Source organism: Paenibacillus sp. JT31N7, from assembly GCF_059692095.1.
In genome coordinates this window covers 1-18936 of the sequence record NZ_JCAUAT010000003.1, presented here as the reverse complement: position 1 = coordinate 18936, position 18936 = coordinate 1, and the positions used below count along the sequence as shown (strand labels likewise).

The window sequence follows — 18936 nt, the reverse complement described above, 5'->3', positions numbered from 1 at the left end:
GTGCGGTTCTAGAGAGTGTATTCAGCTAAAATCTAGCCTTCCGTTCAAATAACGGACTGCCGGCTGCCGCATCCCATCCTCCGCTCAGCAATCCGAGCATGAGCAAAGAACGGGATTGCTGTCGGACGGCCGCTGTCTTACCGGTCCAGCGATTCCGCCAACCGCGGCAGCAGCTTGCCGTCCGGGTCGCCGTTCAGCTCCCAGAACATAGCTCCGCCGAGGCCTTTTTCCTTGATGAATTCAGCTCTGTAGCCGACCGATTCCTCGTCCTCATAGGAGACAAACTGGCCGGTTTGCTTGTTGTAGAGGTAAGGAACCTTGGCACGGTCGTTCCAGTAGCGCTGGAAACCTTCCGGCTTTTCGGTCCAATCCACGACATCCCCGCCTTTGCAGGCCTGGTAAAGACCGTTGTTTACGGCTTCGCAGCCGCCCCAGGAACGGCCGTAGAATGGAATACCCAGCACCAGCTTTTTGGCCGGTACACCCGCATTCAGGTGCCCGTTCACAGCCGCTTCCACATAGAAGCGGTGGGCGTTCGGATCCGGATCGGCCGGATCGTAGTACAAGGCGGCGTTGTTGTTGCTCGTCGGCTCCCAGCTTCCGTGCAGGTCATACGTCATGATGTTCACGAAATCAATGGCCTCGGCCACTTTATCGAGCTCCGTATCCCTCACGTAGTTCGGATTCGCGCCCGATGCGATCGTGAGCAAATAATGACGGCCGTCTTCACGTCCGGCTGCTTCCAGCTTTTCACGGATGGTGTGCAGCAGCAGGGTAAAGTTCGTGCGGTCCTCCGGACGGCGCACGTTCGTTTCCAGGCCTCCCGTCACCGGATACTCCCAGTCGAGATCGACTCCGTCGAAGCCGTTCTCCCGGATAAAACGGACCGCGCTGTCCGCGAATTTGGTGCGCGAAGCTTCCGTAAGCGCCGTGTCCGAGAACCGGCCGGACCAGGTCCATCCGCCGACGCTCACCAGCGTCTGCAGGTGCGGATTCGCCTGCTTTAATTTCGCAAGCTCTTTGAAATCGTTTACAAATTTAGCGCAGTCGTCTCCTTTGCACGCTCCGGGGTAAGCTTCTTCCTGCTCCTTGGGCGAACTCAGCGCCACCTCGCCGTCCACGATATTGGCGAACGCGTAGTTGATATGCGTCAGCTTGGACGCGTCGATTTCGGAAGCTTTCAATTTCCCCCAGGAGGTGAAGTAGCCGACGACTTTAAAGGTAGGGCTGACGATGGCCATCCTTCTGGCCTGATCCCACTCCACCAGGCTGCGAGACGCCTCCGATACGAAACGGAGTGGAACGTAAAGCGCGTCTCCCTGCTTGACGGGAGCGGTCTGAAGGATAGAGAGCTCGTTGTTCACGCGCGCTTCCTTAGAGCCCAGCTTCAGCTCGATGAAGACGCCTGTCTTGGACAGCGTAAAAGTTCCATCCTCTTTCAGAGGGCTAAGTTTTAGTTGAAGCTGCTTGGCCAGCTCCTGAGCGGGTACGGTCAGGGTATCCCCCTGCAGAACGGGCTTCTGCTGCTGCACGGCGACACGGCTGCCGTAAGCGATGCTGATATCCCCGGCGGATGAAGCTCCCATAGCGGGAACGGCTCCCAGCGCAAGCCCCAGCGTTAATGCGGTCAATAAAGAGGGTTTCCATTTTTTCAAGAACATGACCTCCTATACATGATGGCGGAAGATTCGGAAAGCGTCCCGTTAGGCGGAAATCTGTTAGGAAGTGGCTTATGCGGGGAACGTTAGAAAAGAGGACTTGATGCGGAGCCGAAAATCGTCACGTCCGCTTCCCAGGAAAACGCTTCCAAATCTTTCTATGGCACTAAGATAGCACAGGAAACTTCCATCTGTACAAGGAATTTTTATTACGAATTTCAACACTTTTGGAGAATAATTTTACCAGCTGAAATCAAGAATTTAAATCCTCCCCCGGCGGCTGCTTTCATGCAGATTTTTCTGCTGAAAAAAAAAGCAGCTTCCGGCAATTGCTGCCTTGGCTGCATGCTTTGTATCCGCTCCGCTGGGAAACCGTGCTAAACACGGAAAAGTCCGTGCCCGTCCAGCGGCACCACGGGATCTGTGTCGATAACCAGCCCTTCGCCCCGCCCGTTCCAGGCCACATCGGCCAGCCAGCGTGTGAAAGGAGCCACGTTCATCGTCTCCATTTCTTCCAAGCTGTAAAATCCGGCTGCATCCACCTCGTGATCGTCCGGTACGGGTTCGCCGCTTACGTAATCCATCGCGAAGGCGATATAAATGTTATGAATGCTTTTCGGCATATCCCGGAGCGCCACCACTCTCTTAACGGAAGCCTCGATGCCCGTCTCCTCCAGCACTTCCCGCGCAATCGTCTCGTGAATCAGCTCAAGCTGTTCGATAAAGCCGCCCGGATTGGTCCATCTTCCCTTGCCCGGCTCTTGCGCCCTGCGGACGAGCAAAAGTTTTCCTTCCCGCATCACAAGAGCCCCCACGCCCGCACTGTAGCTGCCCCAGTGGACAAAGCTGCAGGCCGGACAGGCCCTGCGCAGCGTTCCGTCCATATCCCGCGTTTCAAGCGGAGTTCCGCACGTCATACAATAATTCGCTTCCATCGAGGTCACCTGTTTCGTTTCAGAATGGACTGCATACGTTCACGCAAGGGCCATTATACTCCTTTCGCGGCGTTCGTGAAAGAGCGGCTGGCCATACGACAGACGGGGCAAACGGCAGGCTCCCGTGCCCGGCGGCGGGATTTCTTTTTTCGGGCGGAGAAATGGTATAATGGAAAGGTCAGGAATCTAACCGACATTAAAGAACGTTTAAATAAAGGAGCTGGGAAACCATGAGTTTGGAAAACAAATCATCCGAGCTGGCGACATTTGCAGGCGGCTGCTTCTGGTGCATGGTCAAGCCGTTCGACGAGCAGCCCGGAATTCTCAAGGTCGAATCCGGCTACACGGGCGGTCACCTGGAGAACCCGACGTACGAGCAGGTTTGCTCCGATACGACCGGCCATTACGAAGCGGTCCAGATCACATTCGACCCTGCCGTGTTCTCCTACGAGCGCCTGCTTGAGGTATTCTGGCAGCAGATCGACCCGACGGACGCGGGCGGCCAATTTAACGACCGCGGCCAGTCGTATCAAACCGCCATCTTCTATCATAGCGAGGAACAGAAGGCGGCGGCGGAGAAATCCAAGACGGAGCTGGCCCGCAGCGGACGGTTCGACAAACCGATCGCCACGGAAATTTTACCGGCCAAGCCTTTTTACCCGGCTGAAGAGTATCATCAGGGCTATTATAAAAAAAATCCGCTGCGCTATAAAGCGTATTCGGTCGGATCAGGGAGGGCGGCATTTTTGAAAAACACTTGGAAAGACCACGCGAAAGATCAGGATCTCAAAAAACGTCTCACGCCCATGCAGTACGAAGTGACGCAAAACAGCGGCACCGAACCGCCGTTCCGCAATGAATTCTGGGATCACAAAGAAGAAGGGCTGTACGTCGATATCGTATCCGGCGAGCCGCTTTTCAGTTCTCTGGACAAGTTCGATTCGTCCTGCGGATGGCCTTCCTTTACGCAGCCGCTTCAGGGCGAGCAGGTAACGGAGCATGTGGATATGACCCACCATATGGTCCGCACGGAAGTCCGCAGCAAAGAAGCGGATTCCCATCTGGGGCATGTATTCGAAGACGGCCCGGGCCCGAACGGGCTCCGCTACTGCATCAACTCGGCCGCTCTGCGCTTCATTCCGAGAAACAAACTGGAAGAAGAAGGCTACGGCGATTACTTGAAACTGTTCACGAAATAAGAACCGGGGCCGTGTTCCGCTTTTGGGGACCGGCCCTTTATTTGAGCCGCGGGGGCATCCCCGCTTTTTTTATTGAAAGAATTTCTTAACCTTTTTGTAAAAAGATCCTAAGCAACAAATGATACAATGGAACCATTATGACTGCCTGCCCGCGGCAACCGGGCAAAACAAAGGATGAACACGAACATGGACAAGCATATTCTGATCGTCGACGACGACGACAAAATCGCGCAATTAATCGAAATTTATTTGCAAAATGAAGGTTATACGGTCTACAAAGCGAGCAATGGTCCGGATGCCCTGGAAATTATGGCCGCGCAGACGGTTCATCTCGTGATTCTCGATATTATGATGCCGGGCATGGACGGACTCCAGGTCTGTATGAAAATACGCGAAAAGCAAATGACCCCCATCTTGATGATCAGCGCCAAGGACGGGGATCTCGATAAAATTACCGGACTGATGACCGGGGCGGACGATTACGTCGTAAAGCCCTTCAATCCGCTGGAGCTTATCGCCCGTGTGAAGTCCTTGTTGAGACGGGCTTATTTCCAGGCCCAGGCATCCGTTCCCGCCGAAGAGCATACGACCCGGATCGGTTCTCTGCTGATCGACAAGCAGACTCACACCGTTACCGCCAACGGGCGCCTCGTGAAGCTGACGCCGATCGAATTCGGCATTCTGTCCCTTCTGGCTACCCATCCGGGCCGGGTTTTCAGTTCCGAAGAAATTTTCGAGAAAATCTGGAAAGAAAAATATTTCGAATCCACAAACTCCGTAACGGTTCATATCAGCCGCCTCCGCGACAAACTGGAGAAGGAAATGGAAGGCGAGAAAATTATCCACACGATATGGGGGGTCGGCTACAAGCTTGAAAACTAATTGGAGCAGAGCCCTGCTGTACAGCCTCGGTTCATCCCTGATCGTGCTGCTTCTTATTTTTCTCCTGGGCCGCACGCTTTTCTATTCCTATCTTTCGGAGCGGATCAGCCTGGAAAATATTTTGATCTGGATCAACTACCGGATCGGCTATCCGGATGCTTATATCCAGGCCGGACTGATCATCTTCCTTCTCTTTTTCATTTACTTTTACCGGCTGGAGCAGCGTCACCGGGACAAGCGCACGCTCGCGCAGATTATCGAGAATATGCAAAAAATCACCGACGGCGATTTTAATCACCGCGTTCCGGCGGGAGGCTCCGGCGAGCTCGGCCAGCTTGCCGTACACGTTAACCGGCTTGTGGACCGCCTGAAGCTCTCTCTGGAGGAAGAACGCCAGGCCGAACAGGCCAAAAACGATCTGATCACGAACGTATCCCACGATCTCCGTACACCGCTCACTTCCATAACCGGTTATCTGGGGCTTGTGGATCAGGACAGGTACCGGGACGAGGTGGAGCTCCGCCACTACATCGGGATGGCTTACGAGGAATCCCAGCGGCTGAACCAGCTCGTTCAGGATTTGTTCGAGTACACGCGGCTCCGGAACAAAGAAATGAAACTGCAGCTCGTCAAAATCGATCTGGTCGAAATGCTGCATCAGATTTTCTCCGCTTTTCAGCTGCAGCTCAAGGAGGCGGACATGGACACGCGGATGACATTCGAGCAGCCACGTCTCTACGTGCTAGCGGACGGCAACAAACTGCGCCGGGTGTTTGAAAATCTGATCACCAATGCCATCAAGTACGGGCATGACGGGGCCTATCTCGACGTCACGGGACGGATCGAAGGCAGCGAAATTGTCCTGTCCGTAACCAATTACGGAGAATCGATCCCCGCACCCGATCTTCCGCGGATTTTCGAGCGGTTCTACCGCGTCGAGAAGTCCCGTACGAAGCATCTCGGGGGCTCGGGAATCGGACTCGCCATCGCCAAGCAGATTATCGATCTCCACGGCGGAACGATCGAGGCTTACAGCGATCCGGAGGAGACGGTATTCACGGTACGCCTGAGGACGCTGAATCCCGAAAGCCCTCCCCCTTCCTCCGTCGGTTCCGGTTCATTTTAGACGCGATCTCCCGCCGGGGGGATCGCCTTTTTTATCCCCAGAATAACGGCTGTTCCCGGAACTCTCAAAATCTGTCTAAAATCACAGAGAAACGTAATTATTTCGTAAGGTTTTCTTATCGGTTTATTAAACGTTAGGGTCCAATATAGAAAGAGAGCCGTTACCGCCTCAAACCTGAAAGGAGCACTACCCTATGAAACTAAAATCAACCCTGCTGGGACTCACGGCCGCCGTATTCGCCCTGACCCTGGTTTCGGATCCCTTACATGTCATCAAACCTCGTGCGGCTTCCGCACTATCCACACTGCGCACAGGACTCTTTGGCGGAAGCGGGAGCCCTTTAACCTCCTCCGTCGAAGGAGAAGCCGCCGTACTCATGGACGCGGATACCGGCAAGGTCCTCTTCGAGAAGCAGAAGGACTCGCGCCTTTATCCCGCCAGCACCACCAAAATCGTGAGCGCCATGATCGCCCTCGAGAAAGGCAGCCCCAAGGACCTCATCACCGTCGGCGACGAGATCCGGCTGAAAACATCGGGAGAAAGCACCGCCGGACTGTGGGAAGGCCAGCGCCTTTCGCTCGAGGATCTTATCGCCGCAATGATGCTTCCTTCCGGCAACGACGCGGCAAGAACCGTCGCCCGCTACATTGCGGAGAAGGATAGCGGCCGGAAGCTCTCCGCGGAAGAGGGCATCGACTATTTCGCCGGCCTGATGAACAAGAAGGCCTCCGCGGTCGGCGCGAAGCGCTCCCATTTCACCAACCCGCACGGGCTGCACGATCCCAAGCATTACACGACTGCGGGCGATATGGCATTGCTTGCCCGCGAAGCCATGAAGAACAAAGTGTTCCGCGGCATTGTCGATCAGCCCCGGCATACGGTCGCTTCGGCCGGACATAAGCAAACCTTCGTCAACCGGAACCAGCTTCTCCAGGAAGACGGCGCCTACTACTTCAAAGGCGTTAACGGCGTCAAAACAGGCTTCACCGACGAAGCCGGGTACTGTCTCGTCTCATCGGCGGATCTCGACGGGAAGAACCTCATTACCGTCGTACTCCGGTCAAGCTCCGGCGGCGTCTATACCGACACTCATGCGCTGCTTAAGCTTGCCGTAAACAAAGAAGCCGCCTAAGCTAGGACGGCCCCGTACGGGCAGGGCCGGGTGGTTGCCAATCCCTCACGCACGTCGTCACCGGACAGGTTAGAACCGCTTTCTTTGATCGAATTCGTTTTGCGCCCGTTCACAGCTAGCCGCACTCTCCTTGTCCGTAAGGCAGCTCCCCCGCTTTAACGGAGCTTGAACCTGCGGACAAGGTCCGGCATTCCGTGCTCGCCGGAAGAATTACATCCGTTCAGGAGCCGGCAATCCGAGCACATCGAGCGCCTCGCCTAACGTTTCACGGAATTTCCAGGTCAGCCAAACCCTCAGCTCCACCCGATCGGCCGGACCCTTCACTATCGGACAAGCTCCGTAGAAATTGTTGAACAGCAGCGACAGCTCGAAAGCATAGCTGCAGATCAGATTCGGAGCCAGCTGCCGGACGGCGGCATCCATCACTTCAGTCCAGTACGCGATCTGCTTCAGCAGCTGACGCTCCGGGGGTTCCAGCCCCGTACTGTCAACGGAAGGCACCGGAGGCTCCTTGAACGCTTGCCCGCCCCCCTTCTGACCTGCGCCTGCCTTCTCCAGCACACTTCCGGCACGGGCGTAAGCGTACAGCAGATACACGCCCGAGTTTCCGCTTACTTCCGTCGCCTGACGCAGATCGAAAACGACTTCCGTCTGAAGATGATACTTCAGCAGGTAATATCGGATGGCCGCGGCTGCAATCTCCCGGCTGGAAAGCCCCTCCTGCCGGGAGCGTTTGGATTCGATGCCCTCCTCCATCACCTGGAGCAGCTCGGCCACCTTGATGCCTACTCCCTGGCGTCCCGACATGGCATACGAGCCTTTACCCGCGGTAGTATCGACACCCAGACTGCCTGCCGTTTCGGGGCTTAACGAAACGACTCCGTAGCTGACATGCAGCAGCCTGGCCGCCTGCTCCTTGTAACCGAGCGCCTCCAGCGCCAGCTTGACCATCGCCTGCGGATATTCCTGCCGGTAATCGATCACGTTGATCACCGTTTCTCCACGGCCGAACGGCATCGCGTGTCCTTGCGAATCGGTGGACCAGACGCCTTCCGCATAGGGCATATACGTAAAATCTTGGGTAAATAAACCGAACTTCCACAAATGGTACGCGATATCTTTCGCCGTATAAGTCAGAATCCCGTTCGACCGGACGAGCACCTTGTCCGCCTGATGCGCTTCCGGGTCTGGGCTTTGGGACCCCTCCGATTCTCCGCTGCGCTCTCCTCCGTGCCGCAGAACCCAGCAGCCGGCGAGCTTGCCTTCTTCCACTTTATAAAAGGCTTCGGTAGCCTGGAGATGTTTAAAAGCAGCTTCCCACAGCCCTTCGGCTACAATGCGGCTTTCCCATACGAGCACGTCATAGCCGATGCCGAACGCCTTCATCTCGTGAAGCTGTTCCCGCACAATCTTCTCCGCCGTTAAACGTCCGATCCAAGCCGTGGCAGATGCACCTTCCTCCAGCTCGTGCAGCACCCTCGTTCTCTCTTCCTGCAAGCCGGGGTGCTCTTTGTACGTTTTGTTCACCTTCGCATACGTATCCCAGCAAAAATCACCGAAACGGAGATGTTTCCCTTCCGTCTTCGTATGAAGAATACCGACTACCGTATCGGCTAACTGGTTGCCCAGATCATCGATGTAATTGTGAATTTCGACTTCGCGGCCGGCTCTCGATAACAGACGCGCCAGGGTATCTCCGATGCAGGAATTGCGCAAATGTCCGATATGGGCGGATTTGTTGGGATTGATCGACGTGTGCTCGATCACCACCTTCCCCTTTCCCGCATCTCCCTTATAAACCGAATACTCCCTGTGGCGGTTCATCCAGACATTCCAGTCCATACTAACATTTAAAAATCCCGGTGGAGCAGCCTCCACCTTCGAAAAAATCCCTCCCGCAATCCCGGCCTGCTGCAGCTCTCTTTTTAGCCTTTCCGCGATCTCCATGGGTGGTTTTTTTAACGTTTTGGCCAAAAGCATGGCGACGTTCGTGCTGTACTCCCCGTGCTCGGGATGGGCGGGCTTATCCACCAGCACTTTAAGCCCTGCCGGCCACGGCGTTCCGGCTTCGTCCAGCAGCTTCCGTACCCCTCTTTCGATTTCGCCGCATAACTGTGTGGAAATCATATTCTCAGCCTCCTATTTTTGTCGATGAAACGCAAAAAAGCCCCGTCTCTATGAAGAGACGAGAGCTCGTAAGTTCCCGCGGTACCACTCTAAGTGCCCGGCTGCCGCATAGCCTATGCGAAAAAACCGGACCTCTTTTGACCGATAACGGCGCTCAGCCGGATCTTCCTACTTCCGTTCGGAAGACCATCTCCCGGGCCCGCGGCCAATCAGACATCCGTACCGGCTCTCACCTTCTCCGGCTCGCTGCGACTCTCCGTCTGAATGCCAATCCCGTTCCTAAATGTTCCCATCATTGTCGTTTGAATAATTAGATTTATTTATACAGGATCTTCAACGTGTTGTCAAGGTCACTGTTACGTTCAGCGTTCCCATCGGAAGCCGCCGCGTCATTCCTATGAATCGCTTTACCTATTGCTTCTACTTCTCTCGTGCTCCTTTACGGAATAACCATTATCTTACTAGCGCCCATAAAAAAAGAGCTTCCCCGCATGAACGGGAAAGCTCTTTCATACCTCGCTCAGTGAGCGACGGTGTTGTAAGTCATAATCCAGATGGAACCTGCTACGATCGTCGTCAAAATCACGAGACCGAGAATCAAAGTCATCAGGTTGTAACGCGGCCCCTTTTCGTCCGTCAAGTGCATGAAGAACAGCAGCTGCACGGCGAACTGGAGAACGGCGGTAATAAGCAGGACCAGAATGGCCGCCTTGCCCGTTACCATTTTGTTCAGGATCACGACCAGCGGAATAATCGTCAGCACGATCGACAGCAGGAAACCGATGACGTAAGACTTCAGAGAACCATGCGATTCATGGTGTTCATGGTCATGCGCTCCGCCCGAATGGGTCGTATGTTGTGCCATCTTACATCACCCCCATCAAGTAAACGAACGTGAAGACGAAGATCCAGACCACGTCCAGAAAGTGCCAGTACAAGCTGATAACGTTCACTTTGCGGCGTGTTACCGTGTTGATGCCGTGACGGCTCAGCTGAATCATCAAAGCAATCATCCATACCAGACCGACGGATACGTGAATTCCATGCGTTCCGACCAGGGTGAAGAACCCGGACAAGAAACCGCTCGTGGAGATCGTCGCGCCTTCATGAACCATTTTTACAAACTCGGTTACTTCCAGCGTGATAAAGGAAGCACCCAAAAGTGCCGTTACGGCCAGCCAGCCGATCAGGCCTTTACGGTTGCCTTTGTTCATCGCCAGCACGGCCAGACCGCTTGTAAAGCTGGACGTGAGGAGGATGAACGTCTCCGCGATAATACCCGGCATTTCGAACAGCTCTGCCGGAGTCGGACCGCCGTTTGTGTTGCCGTGCAGAACGATGTACGTAGCGAACAGCGTACCAAACAGGATAACGTCGGTGATCAGGAAGATCCAGAAGCCGAACATCCGCAGCGATTCAAGGTCATGATGGCCATCATCATGGCTGTGATCGTGCTGGTGAGACATCGCTTTATTGTGACTGCTTGCTTGTGCCAATTAGACCGACCCCCTTGCCGCGGCTTCCGTGCGTTCAATCTCATCCACCGGAATATAGTAATCTGTATCATAGTTGAAGGAATGCGCGAGCATACATACCGCCACTCCGATCAAGCCCGGGATGGCGAAGAACATCCAGCCGAACACGAACCCGAAGCCCGCGATGAACCAGCAAAGCGATTTGATGAACGGAATCGCCGAGTTCTTCGGCATGTGAATCGGTTCAAGCTTCGCCTTAGGCGCCGGTTTGCCGCCCTGTTCCAGACGCTGCTTCTCTTCCCACCAAGGATCCTGCACGCTTGCCGTAGGAATTGTCGCAAAGTTATAAAGCGGAGCCGGCGAAGGAATGGACCATTCCAGCGTACGTCCGTTCCAAGGATCGCCTGTTGTGTCGCGCTCCATGAATTTGATGCTGTGGGCGATTTGCCACACTTGGAAAATGAAACCGACCCCCATCAGGAAGCCCCCGATAGTGGAAGTCAGATTCAAGCCGTACCAGCCCGAATCCCAACCATACGTGCTGAGCCGCCGTGTCATGCCGTCCAGACCGAGGAAATACTGCGGCATGAAGCAGACATAGAAACCGATATTCCAAAGCCAGAATGCCCATTTACCGAGCTTCTCATTCAGCTTGAAACCGAAAATCTTCGGCCACCAGTAGTAAAGACCGGCGAAATATCCGAATGCGACACCACCGATGAGCACCTGGTGGAAGTGGGCAATCAGGAAGTAGCTGTTGTGGAACTGGAAGTCGGCCGGCGCTACGGAAAGCAGCACCCCTGTCATCCCGCCCACGATAAAGCACGGAATAAATCCGATTGTCCACAGCATCGGCGTATCGAACCTGATTTTACCCCGGTACATGGTGAACAGCCAGTTAAACACCTTCACGCCCGTCGGGATCGCGATAATCATCGTCGTTATGGCAAAGAAGGCATTGACATTGGCCCCCGAACCCATCGTGAAGAAGTGATGCGCCCAGGTAAAGAACGAGAGAACGCTGATAATCATCATGGCGAACACCATGGATTTGTACCCGAACAATTTTTTCTTCGCGAAAGTCGAGACGACTTCGGAGAATATACCGAATGCAGGCAGAACGACAATGTAAACCTCAGGGTGACCCCACATCCAGATGAGGTTGATGTACATCATCGGGTTGCCCCCGCCGTCCAGCGTGAAGAAGTGCGCGCCCATGAAACGGTCCAGGAACAACAGGGCCAGCGTCACGGTCAGGATCGGAAAGGCGAAAATGATCGCGATACAGCTGGAAAGCACGGACCAGGAGAACATCGGCATTTTCATGAGCTTCATGCCCGGTGCGCGCATTTTCAGGATGGTCACGATAAAGTTAATACCCGTCATCAAACTCCCGATACCGGAAATCTGAATCCCCCAGATGTAGAAGTTCTGCCCGACCCCCGGACTGTGGGAAAGCTCCGACAACGGCGGATAGGCCAGCCAGCCCGCATCAGGCGAGCCTCCGATAACGAAAGACATGTTGAACAGCATCGCGCCGAAAAAGAACAGCCAGAAGCTGAGCGCGTTCAGGAACGGGAACGCAACGTCGCGCGCCCCGATTTGAAGCGGTACGGCGATATTGAACAAGCCGAACATAAGCGGCATCGCCATAAACAAAATCATGATTACACCGTGCGTGGTGAAAATTTGGTTATAGTGCTCCGGCTGCAGGAACTCCATATCCGGCATCGCCAGCTGCGTTCGCATAAGCAGCGCATCGACGCCGCCGCGGAACAGCATCAATATCGAAGCGATGATATACATGATACCGACACGCTTGTGGTCAACCGTAGTCAGCCATTCGCGCCACAGCCATGTCCATTTTTTAAAATAAGTAAGTACAAAGATAATGGCGATTGTCGCCAGAGCGATACTCACGTCAGCGCCGTAGATCAGCGGATCGCCGGTTACGAAGAACGTGGACGCGAAATCTTTGATTTTATCCAACATGATGGATGTTCCCCCTTTCCTCTCTATTCATGGCCCGTGTGAGCTGCGGAAGCTTCTTGCTTCACTGCGCCCGAGCCTTCCGTTGAACTGCTGCCGGCGGCTTTGTCGGAAGTACCCGACTCGGTTCCGGCGGATGGTTTGGCAGGTGCAGGTGCACCGAAGCCTCCATGGTTATGGGACGGGGAATATCTTGTTACAATCTTCTCAAACAGCCCTTCCGGGAATTTGGAGAAAGATTGAACTTCGGATACGCCGGGCTCCGCAAGTTTCTTGTAGCCGTCCAGTGTAAGCTCCGGAGAGCTTCCTTTGATTTCTTTGACCCAGGAATCGAAGTCGGCCTGAGTCGTTGCTTTCGCGACGAATCTCATCTTACCGAAATCTTTACCGCTGAAGTTAGCGCCCGATCCCATATATTCGCCAGGCTCGTCGGCCATCAGGCTCAGCTTCATGGCCATCCCGGACATGGTGTAAATCTGTCCGCCAAGCTGCGGAATCCAGAAGGAGTTCATCGGTGCGTCGGAAGTCAGTTCAAAACGGACCGGCACATCTTCCGGAAACTGAACATAGTTAACTGTCGCGATACCTTGCTCCGGATACTTGAAAAGCCATTTCCAGTCCAAAGACGTAACTTGGATCGTGATCGGCTTAACCTCTTTCTCGGCCGCAAGCGGTTTGGAAGGCTCCAACGCATGCGTGTAACGGACCGTTATGATACCCAGTACCACAATAATCAGAATCGGGATCCCCCACCAAATGGTTTCGAGCTTGGTGCTGTGCTCCCAGTTAGGCGTATATTTCGCCTTTCTGTCCGGCTTGTCACGGTAGCGCCATACGATTACAAAGGTAATCACGAGTACGGGTACGATGATGACCAGGCAGAGCAGAGTCGAAATCACGATCAAATCCATCTGCTGCTGACCGACGGGACCTTTCGGATCCAATACGATCGGACTTTTACAGCCTGCGGAAACGACCGTCATCAAGACCAGCATGAATACTGCGCTAAAACGCCGGAATAAGTTCCCCTTCTTCAATTATCCTCATCTCCTGACTAACGCCCCCGCCATCAGAAGATGCGGAGATCGTTCGTTCTTTCATGTATGTGATAAACATAACAGAAACGGAATCGAACATCTGCCCTGTTAACAAAGGTGTCATCGAACCGTTGAAATTCCGTAATAGAAAGTTCAACGTTTCGACGTTTTTTTGTAATGAATAGGCAGAAAACCTTATCAGATCTACGTTTTCACCAAAACTTGGATGAAATCTCGCATCCATCCGGCTCTAATTGTGAACGCAAAACCTGTTCGATTATGTCGATTCGTAGACACACCTTTAGGTTCATTACCCGAAACGGCCATCTTCTAACAGCCCGATCCGGTTCATTAGGCGCCGTTTCTCTTACACGGTCATATTTGAGGGCAATAAAAAGAAGCCCTCCACCCTTTCGGGTCCGGAGGACTTCTCGTTCATTCCGTTTATTCGGTTACTTCTCCGTTCTCCTGCTGTTCGAATTTACGCTCGTGCACCAGATGAATCGCCGTGCCGATCGTGTAAATGAACACGCTGCCAACCATAAAGCCGATACCGACCATCAACGTAAGGTTCTTGTCGCTAAAGTGGAACACGTTCCACAAGCTCATAACAACGCCGATTACAAGCGCGCTCCATGCCATAATATTCATAAAAGAAAATAAGCGACCAACTTCGCGTTCGTTTTTTTGTCTTTGCGGTACAGTTAATGTTTTGGTTGTCATTGAAATCACTTCCCTTTCGTGCAGTAAGGGTCTATTTGTGTCTATTATAGCACAATCTTTAAAATTTGTTCAAACAATTTTCAAATTTTGATCAATAATTGGACACTTTTTATTACCCGAAACGAGAAGGAGGTAAACATTAGGTAAACAATCCTCCATTATCTGTACTGCTGCGTTGCAAAGACTCCTTTTCCCGGTTAATCCATTTGAAATGGCCTTTATGAACTTACGGCATCTCCCTCTTTCGATAGTTGTATGGCTGTCCCAAGGAGTCGGTTCCCTAACTACATGGATAGGGTTCCGTTAATAAAAATCCGTTATCCGCTTTATGAACGGCCTGTAGTGACTTTCTGCTTTGTCTGGCTATATTTCGTTCCTTTCACTCTTTAAAAAATGCTTCCCTGCCATCCGTTCAGCTTTGCGGCCGCCTCGACAAAAAAGTAATCGCCGTAGATCAAACCTACGTCGACGTTCTGGCCGGCAGGCTTATTTCCCGTGCCTTCCCGAAGGATCGCTTCGCTCTCGTCATCCCATGAAGCGTACGAACCTGCCAAAGCCGCCATGATCCTCACCGCTGCCCGTTCATACAGGGATCTTTCAGAAACAGACACATGCTTTGCGATTTCAAGCAGCCCGGACGCCGCGCAGGCTCCCGCCGAAGTATCTCTTGGCTCCCCTTCCGCATTCCCGGTACGGAAATCCCAGTGGGGCACGGCATCCTCCGGCAGGGAAGCCAGAAAATAGTGGGCGACTCTTTTTGCCGCATGAAGGTAACGGATATCGCCGGTGTACCGGTACACATTCGCCATGCCGTAAAGAGCCCACGCCTGACCGCGGCTCCATCCCGATTCAGGCGAATGTCCCTGCCCTCCCAGCGCTTCCAGGAAAGCCCCCGTCTCCGGATCGAAGCTGACAATGTGTCTGACCGATCCGTCTTCCCGGATAAAATGCTCCAGCACGGTATCCGCATGAGCCGCCGCTATATGACGAAAGCGGGGATCTTGGATTTCTTCCGCCGCCCAGAAGAGGAGCGATAAATTCATGCAGGAGTCAATGATGGCCCAGCCGGTTTTATCCTGATTCCAAGCTCGCAGAAAACGCCCGGCCAGATTAAACCGCCCCGCCAAGAAATTCGCCGCCTGAATCCCTCTTCTGCGTGCATCCGCATCTCCCGTAAGCTTGTATTTGATCACGGCCGTCGGAAGAAACTGAAATCCGACGTCATGGTGAAGGTTCGAGTCGTTCACCATGCACTGCTCCAATCTCGCATCCCAGTTCCAGGCTTTCTCCCAGAGTGACAGATCCCCCGTCATTTCATGCATAATCCACAACATTCCCGGCCAGAATCCGGAAGTCCACCAATCGATCCTCATATCGTCGTATACCCCGTCAAAAGCCACATGTGGTGATTTATCTCCCATTTTTTTGGCCATAGCGGTCACCTTTTTATACAAACTGCCCCATAATTCTTCCTGATTCACCGTTACCCCTACCTTCCAGGCCATCTGTCCGGCATCTCACTCCAGCCGCTGCAGACTCCGTTAGTATTATGATTCTTCTATCGTAGCAAACACCGGTTGGGCTAGTTTTGGGAATATTATGATATAATGTTGTCATATTACGAATTCATTGAGGTCGATCACCATGAGACTTGATAATTATGCCGATCTTGGACGGCATCCCGTGCAGCTTTCTCTTTGTCTGAACCGTTCGGAAAGCTTTCGCGATATTTTCCACGCCCATCAGGGAATCGAAATTTTATATGTCCACCGCGGCAGCGGAAGGGTCATGATCGGGCAGGAGCTGTTCGAGATGAAGCCGGGCACGCTTCTTTTTTTCAAACCCTTCCAGCTTCATACGATTCGGATGAGCATTACCGAACAACAACCATACATCCGTTCCATGCTGCTGTTCGATCCGGCCGTTTTGCTCCGGTATACCGAGCCTTACCCGTCATTAAACAGTTTCTTGCTGCATATCTGGAAGCATCCTTTCGGGCATCAGTGGGTGGACGTGCCGGATACGGAAGCTATGGATGCTCTTTTTCATTTTTATAAAGGTGACACCGCGGTGAACCAGAGCTCCCCCGTCCAATCCGAAAAAGTTCTGCTGGATACACTCTCCCTCCTCCAACGGATTCAGTCTCTTTTTGAAAAGCAATCTGCCGCAGGCAGGGTCGGTTCCGCCCTTCGCTTTTCTCCCTCCGTGGCTGCCATACTCGCTTGGATTGAAACCAACTACGCCTCGGAATTCCGTTTAACCGATTTGGCCGGGCACGTGCATCTGACTCCCAATCATGTCTCCTATCTGTTTCACAGGGAGACCGGGAGCACCTTAACCAGCTATCTGACCGCTAAAAGGCTGCAGCAAGCCTCCTTTCTTCTCAAAACGACAAATTTATCCGTCCGCGAAATCGGCCATCGAATCGGATTTTCTAACTTCTCTTACTTTTGTCAACTGTTCAAAAAGCACAACGGTCTCTCGCCTGCAAAATATCGCACGAGCTAGGCACCAAAAAAGGCAGGAACGTCCTCGGACGCCCTGCCTTCTTCTTTTTTTACCCTTATGCTGCTGTTACAGAGTCAAACCGCCATCGACTACCAGAATGGAACCCGTCATATAGCTGGACTTATCCGATGCCAAGAAAGCGACTGCCCCGGCCAGTTCTTCCGGCTGCGCGTAACGGCCCATACGCATAGTGGAAACCTCGTCCGGTAAATATCCGGTCGCTTTGAACATTTCGGTCACGCTGTTCGTCAATGCGGTCTCAACTCCACCGGGACAAATCGCATTTACGCGGATGCCTTTTTTGACATACTCAAGAGCCGCAGCTTTCGTTAATCCGACAACCGCATGCTTGCTGGCCGAATAAACGTTCACACTGTGCTCGCTCCTGATGCCGGCTGTAGAAGCCGTGTTAATGACCACGCCGCTGCCCTGCTTTTCCATCACCTGCAGCACCTATTTCAGACCGAGAAATACTCCTTTTACGTTCACGTTCATAATGCGATCATATTCATCTTCCTGGACTTCCGTCAGCGGACTGAACTTTTGAATAATACCCGCGTTATTAAAGAAAATATCGATGCGGCCGTATGTTTCTACCGCCTTATTTACATAATTCTGTACATCTTCGCTTACAGCCACGTTAGCTTGAACAAAAAAGGCTTCTCCGCCCTGCTCTTGAATGAGACGAACCGTTTCTTCACCGGTTTCCTTGTTAAGGTCTACCGCCACGATTTTTGCGCCGTCTTCAGCCAGCTTCAAGCTGCTTGCTCTGCCGATTCCGCTGCCTGCTCCTGTCACTACTGCGATCTTTGCTGATGTTGTCATATTATCCATTCCCCTTGATCCAGAGCATGATCATTAAATGATAGTTATACTATCATCATGAATGTTATTATATCACTCTTGAAATTAACTCTCAACAGCATTTCATTGGAATTGAAATTCAACAGTATTGACAATTGAGGGAAGGTTTGCTAGGATGGCAATCAGCCGAACCGGGATTGAAAGGACGTGAGCTTCGATGCCTCCCAAAACCAGATTGGAACAAGAACGCCGCGACGGCAAGCAAATCAGAAAAAACAGCCTGATCGATGCCGCCGAAAGAGTTTTTATACGCAAAGGTCTCGAAAAAGCTACCATGCAGGAAATTGCAGACGAAGACAATATCGGAATCGCCACTGTTTTCCGCTATTTTCCCAAAAAGGATAAGCTCATCGTAGCGGTTGCCGTGAAAATTATCGAGTCCCAAATCTCGATTTTTCAATCCGTAGCCGATTTGCCCTGCACTTGCATGGAGAAACTGGATAAACTGTTCGATCATTTTATTTCGTTCATTGAGCCGCAGCATTTGCGGAACACCCGGTTTATCGAAGCTTTCGAGAGTTATGCGGCCCAATCCTCCGATCCTATAGCGGACATCGAGTTTTACAACGCGGTTATCCGTAAATTCAGCGCCGTTCTTACCGAAATCATCAAAACAGGGCATACCGACGGTTCTATCCGTACCGACATCACTATTCAGGATACGCTCTCCAGCATCATTCATGCTTTCGGCATTTTCTCCAAGAAGCTTTCCATGCAAAAAAGCATCGTTATGTTGGAAGCCAAGCTCCCGCCCGAGACGCAGTTAACTATCCTAAAAGCTATTTTTCTTGACTATCTTAAGCCGCCGACCAAAGGCACACCTTAAACATCGAATTTCATTAAAAGGCCATCCAAGCTGCAACGAGTTTCCACGGCGTTTATCGCTTTGAAGCCTTTTTTCACACACGAATCCATTTAATGCAAAAGAACCATGTTGAGAATTTTCAACAGGGTTCTTTTCGTAAAGACAGCCAAGGACAGCTGTCTTGCCTTCGTAAAACTGCAGTTTTTGATATTACACATCATGTTAATAAAACCGTTATGCTTATTCTAGCAACTTGGCGATGATAACACTCTGCTGCCCATCACCCCATATGTGACACCGGTAAAATCAAATCTACAAACAAAAAGAGCCCTCTTGAACGGTTACGTTCAAAAAGACTCTTGTGTGCTTGGCAACGTCCTACTCTCCCAGGACCCTTCGGTCCAAGTACCATCGGCGCTGGAAGGCTTAACGGTCGTGTTCGGGATGGGTACGCGTGGTTCCCTTCCGCCATCGTC

Annotated in this window: 15 protein-coding genes, 1 rRNA gene and 1 pseudogene; 6 read left to right on the top strand and 11 right to left on the bottom strand. The window is 52.6% G+C overall.

The annotated features are described in order from the left end of the window. Positions 1–137: 137 nt before the first annotated feature. Together AC58P5_RS14530 and AC58P5_RS14525 are read right to left on the bottom strand one after the other, a co-directional pair. Positions 138–1661 carry a glycosyl hydrolase family 18 protein gene (locus AC58P5_RS14530; RefSeq protein ID WP_497387627.1) on the bottom strand — a complete coding sequence of 508 codons (1524 nt, stop codon included), beginning with the start codon at positions 1659–1661 and terminating at the stop codon, positions 138–140. A gap of 374 nt (positions 1662–2035) precedes the next feature. After that, the gene (locus tag AC58P5_RS14525) at positions 2036–2593 is read right to left on the bottom strand and encodes an NUDIX domain-containing protein (protein ID WP_497387625.1); all 558 of its coding nucleotides are present in this window, start codon (positions 2591–2593) and stop codon (positions 2036–2038) included. Between the two features lie 230 nt (positions 2594–2823). On the opposite strand from AC58P5_RS14525, the gene msrA reads away from it, so the two are divergent. The 4 genes from msrA (at position 2824) to AC58P5_RS14505 (ending at position 6932) form a co-directional block, all read left to right on the top strand. Next, positions 2824–3792 carry a peptide-methionine (S)-S-oxide reductase MsrA gene (gene msrA, locus AC58P5_RS14520; protein WP_497387623.1) on the top strand — a complete coding sequence of 323 codons (969 nt, stop codon included), beginning with the start codon at positions 2824–2826 and terminating at the stop codon, positions 3790–3792. Positions 3793–3978: 186 nt separating this feature from the next. Beyond that, the gene (locus tag AC58P5_RS14515) at positions 3979–4674 is read left to right on the top strand and encodes a response regulator transcription factor (protein WP_497387621.1); all 696 of its coding nucleotides are present in this window, start codon (positions 3979–3981) and stop codon (positions 4672–4674) included. Continuing rightward, positions 4664–5800: a sensor histidine kinase gene (locus tag AC58P5_RS14510; RefSeq protein WP_497387619.1), complete on the top strand. Its 1137-nt coding sequence runs from the start codon at positions 4664–4666 to the stop codon at positions 5798–5800. Before AC58P5_RS14515 ends, AC58P5_RS14510 begins: the two co-directional genes overlap by 11 nt. Positions 5801–5993: 193 nt before the next feature. Then, positions 5994–6932, top strand: coding sequence for a D-alanyl-D-alanine carboxypeptidase family protein (locus tag AC58P5_RS14505; protein WP_497387617.1), 939 nt, complete (start codon positions 5994–5996; stop codon positions 6930–6932). 210 nt (positions 6933–7142) lie between these two features. Here AC58P5_RS14505 and AC58P5_RS14500 read toward each other — a convergent pair whose 3' ends face one another. From AC58P5_RS14500 to AC58P5_RS14470, 7 genes are all read right to left on the bottom strand, one after another. Further along, entirely contained in the window at positions 7143–9059 is a 1917-nt protein-coding gene (locus tag AC58P5_RS14500) for an arginine--tRNA ligase (protein WP_497387615.1), read from the bottom strand. A 520-nt stretch (positions 9060–9579) separates the two neighbouring features. Beyond that, positions 9580–9924, bottom strand: a complete 345-nt coding sequence (gene cyoD, locus AC58P5_RS14495; RefSeq protein WP_497387613.1) for a cytochrome o ubiquinol oxidase subunit IV — start codon at positions 9922–9924, stop codon at positions 9580–9582. A gap of 1 nt (position 9925) precedes the next feature. Then, the gene (gene cyoC, locus AC58P5_RS14490; RefSeq protein ID WP_497389084.1) at positions 9926–10525 is read right to left on the bottom strand and encodes a cytochrome o ubiquinol oxidase subunit III; all 600 of its coding nucleotides are present in this window, start codon (positions 10523–10525) and stop codon (positions 9926–9928) included. A gap of 30 nt (positions 10526–10555) precedes the next feature. Beyond that, positions 10556–12526, bottom strand: a complete 1971-nt coding sequence (locus AC58P5_RS14485) for a cbb3-type cytochrome c oxidase subunit I (protein WP_497387611.1) — start codon at positions 12524–12526, stop codon at positions 10556–10558. 23 nt (positions 12527–12549) lie between these two features. After that, positions 12550–13518, bottom strand: coding sequence for a ubiquinol oxidase subunit II (gene cyoA, locus AC58P5_RS14480; RefSeq protein WP_497389083.1), 969 nt, complete (start codon positions 13516–13518; stop codon positions 12550–12552). A 486-nt stretch (positions 13519–14004) separates the two neighbouring features. Continuing rightward, positions 14005–14283 carry a hypothetical protein gene (locus tag AC58P5_RS14475; RefSeq protein ID WP_497387609.1) on the bottom strand — a complete coding sequence of 93 codons (279 nt, stop codon included), beginning with the start codon at positions 14281–14283 and terminating at the stop codon, positions 14005–14007. Between the two features lie 386 nt (positions 14284–14669). Then, a complete protein-coding gene (locus tag AC58P5_RS14470) occupies positions 14670–15788 on the bottom strand; it encodes a glycoside hydrolase family 88 protein (protein ID WP_497387607.1) in 1119 nt (372 codons plus the stop codon). A gap of 139 nt (positions 15789–15927) precedes the next feature. On the opposite strand from AC58P5_RS14470, the gene AC58P5_RS14465 reads away from it, so the two are divergent. Beyond that, positions 15928–16791: a helix-turn-helix domain-containing protein gene (locus tag AC58P5_RS14465; RefSeq protein WP_497387605.1), complete on the top strand. Its 864-nt coding sequence runs from the start codon at positions 15928–15930 to the stop codon at positions 16789–16791. Positions 16792–16857: 66 nt separating this feature from the next. Here AC58P5_RS14465 and AC58P5_RS14460 read toward each other — a convergent pair. Next, positions 16858–17616, bottom strand: a pseudogene (locus tag AC58P5_RS14460) (SDR family NAD(P)-dependent oxidoreductase). Between the two features lie 196 nt (positions 17617–17812). On the opposite strand from AC58P5_RS14460, the gene AC58P5_RS14455 reads away from it, so the two are divergent. Further along, complete coding sequence (locus AC58P5_RS14455) at positions 17813–18481, top strand: TetR/AcrR family transcriptional regulator (protein ID WP_497387603.1); 669 nt, start codon at positions 17813–17815, stop codon at positions 18479–18481. 344 nt (positions 18482–18825) lie between these two features. Here AC58P5_RS14455 and rrf read toward each other — a convergent pair. Then, positions 18826–18936: ribosomal RNA gene (rrf, locus tag AC58P5_RS14450) — 5S ribosomal RNA — on the bottom strand; the annotation flags it as partial.

Excerpts from the sequence above, each read along its gene's own strand:
- AC58P5_RS14530 (WP_497387627.1), bottom strand. The coding sequence starts at position 1,661 with ATGTTCTTGAAAAAATGGAAACCCTCTTTATTGACCGCATTAACGCTG.
- AC58P5_RS14525 (WP_497387625.1), bottom strand. The coding sequence starts at position 2,593 with ATGGAAGCGAATTATTGTATGACGTGCGGAACTCCGCTTGAAACGCGG.
- msrA (WP_497387623.1), top strand. The coding sequence starts at position 2,824 with ATGAGTTTGGAAAACAAATCATCCGAGCTGGCGACATTTGCAGGCGGC.
- AC58P5_RS14515 (WP_497387621.1), top strand. The coding sequence starts at position 3,979 with ATGGACAAGCATATTCTGATCGTCGACGACGACGACAAAATCGCGCAA.
- AC58P5_RS14505 (WP_497387617.1), top strand. The coding sequence starts at position 5,994 with ATGAAACTAAAATCAACCCTGCTGGGACTCACGGCCGCCGTATTCGCC.
- AC58P5_RS14500 (WP_497387615.1), bottom strand. The coding sequence starts at position 9,059 with ATGATTTCCACACAGTTATGCGGCGAAATCGAAAGAGGGGTACGGAAG.
- cyoD (WP_497387613.1), bottom strand. The coding sequence starts at position 9,924 with ATGGCACAACATACGACCCATTCGGGCGGAGCGCATGACCATGAACAC.
- cyoC (WP_497389084.1), bottom strand. The coding sequence starts at position 10,525 with ATGTCTCACCAGCACGATCACAGCCATGATGATGGCCATCATGACCTT.
- AC58P5_RS14485 (WP_497387611.1), bottom strand. The coding sequence starts at position 12,526 with ATGTTGGATAAAATCAAAGATTTCGCGTCCACGTTCTTCGTAACCGGC.
- cyoA (WP_497389083.1), bottom strand. The coding sequence starts at position 13,518 with ATGCTGGTCTTGATGACGGTCGTTTCCGCAGGCTGTAAAAGTCCGATC.
- AC58P5_RS14475 (WP_497387609.1), bottom strand. The coding sequence starts at position 14,283 with ATGACAACCAAAACATTAACTGTACCGCAAAGACAAAAAAACGAACGC.
- AC58P5_RS14470 (WP_497387607.1), bottom strand. The coding sequence starts at position 15,788 with ATGGCCTGGAAGGTAGGGGTAACGGTGAATCAGGAAGAATTATGGGGC.
- AC58P5_RS14465 (WP_497387605.1), top strand. The coding sequence starts at position 15,928 with ATGAGACTTGATAATTATGCCGATCTTGGACGGCATCCCGTGCAGCTT.
- AC58P5_RS14455 (WP_497387603.1), top strand. The coding sequence starts at position 17,813 with ATGCCTCCCAAAACCAGATTGGAACAAGAACGCCGCGACGGCAAGCAA.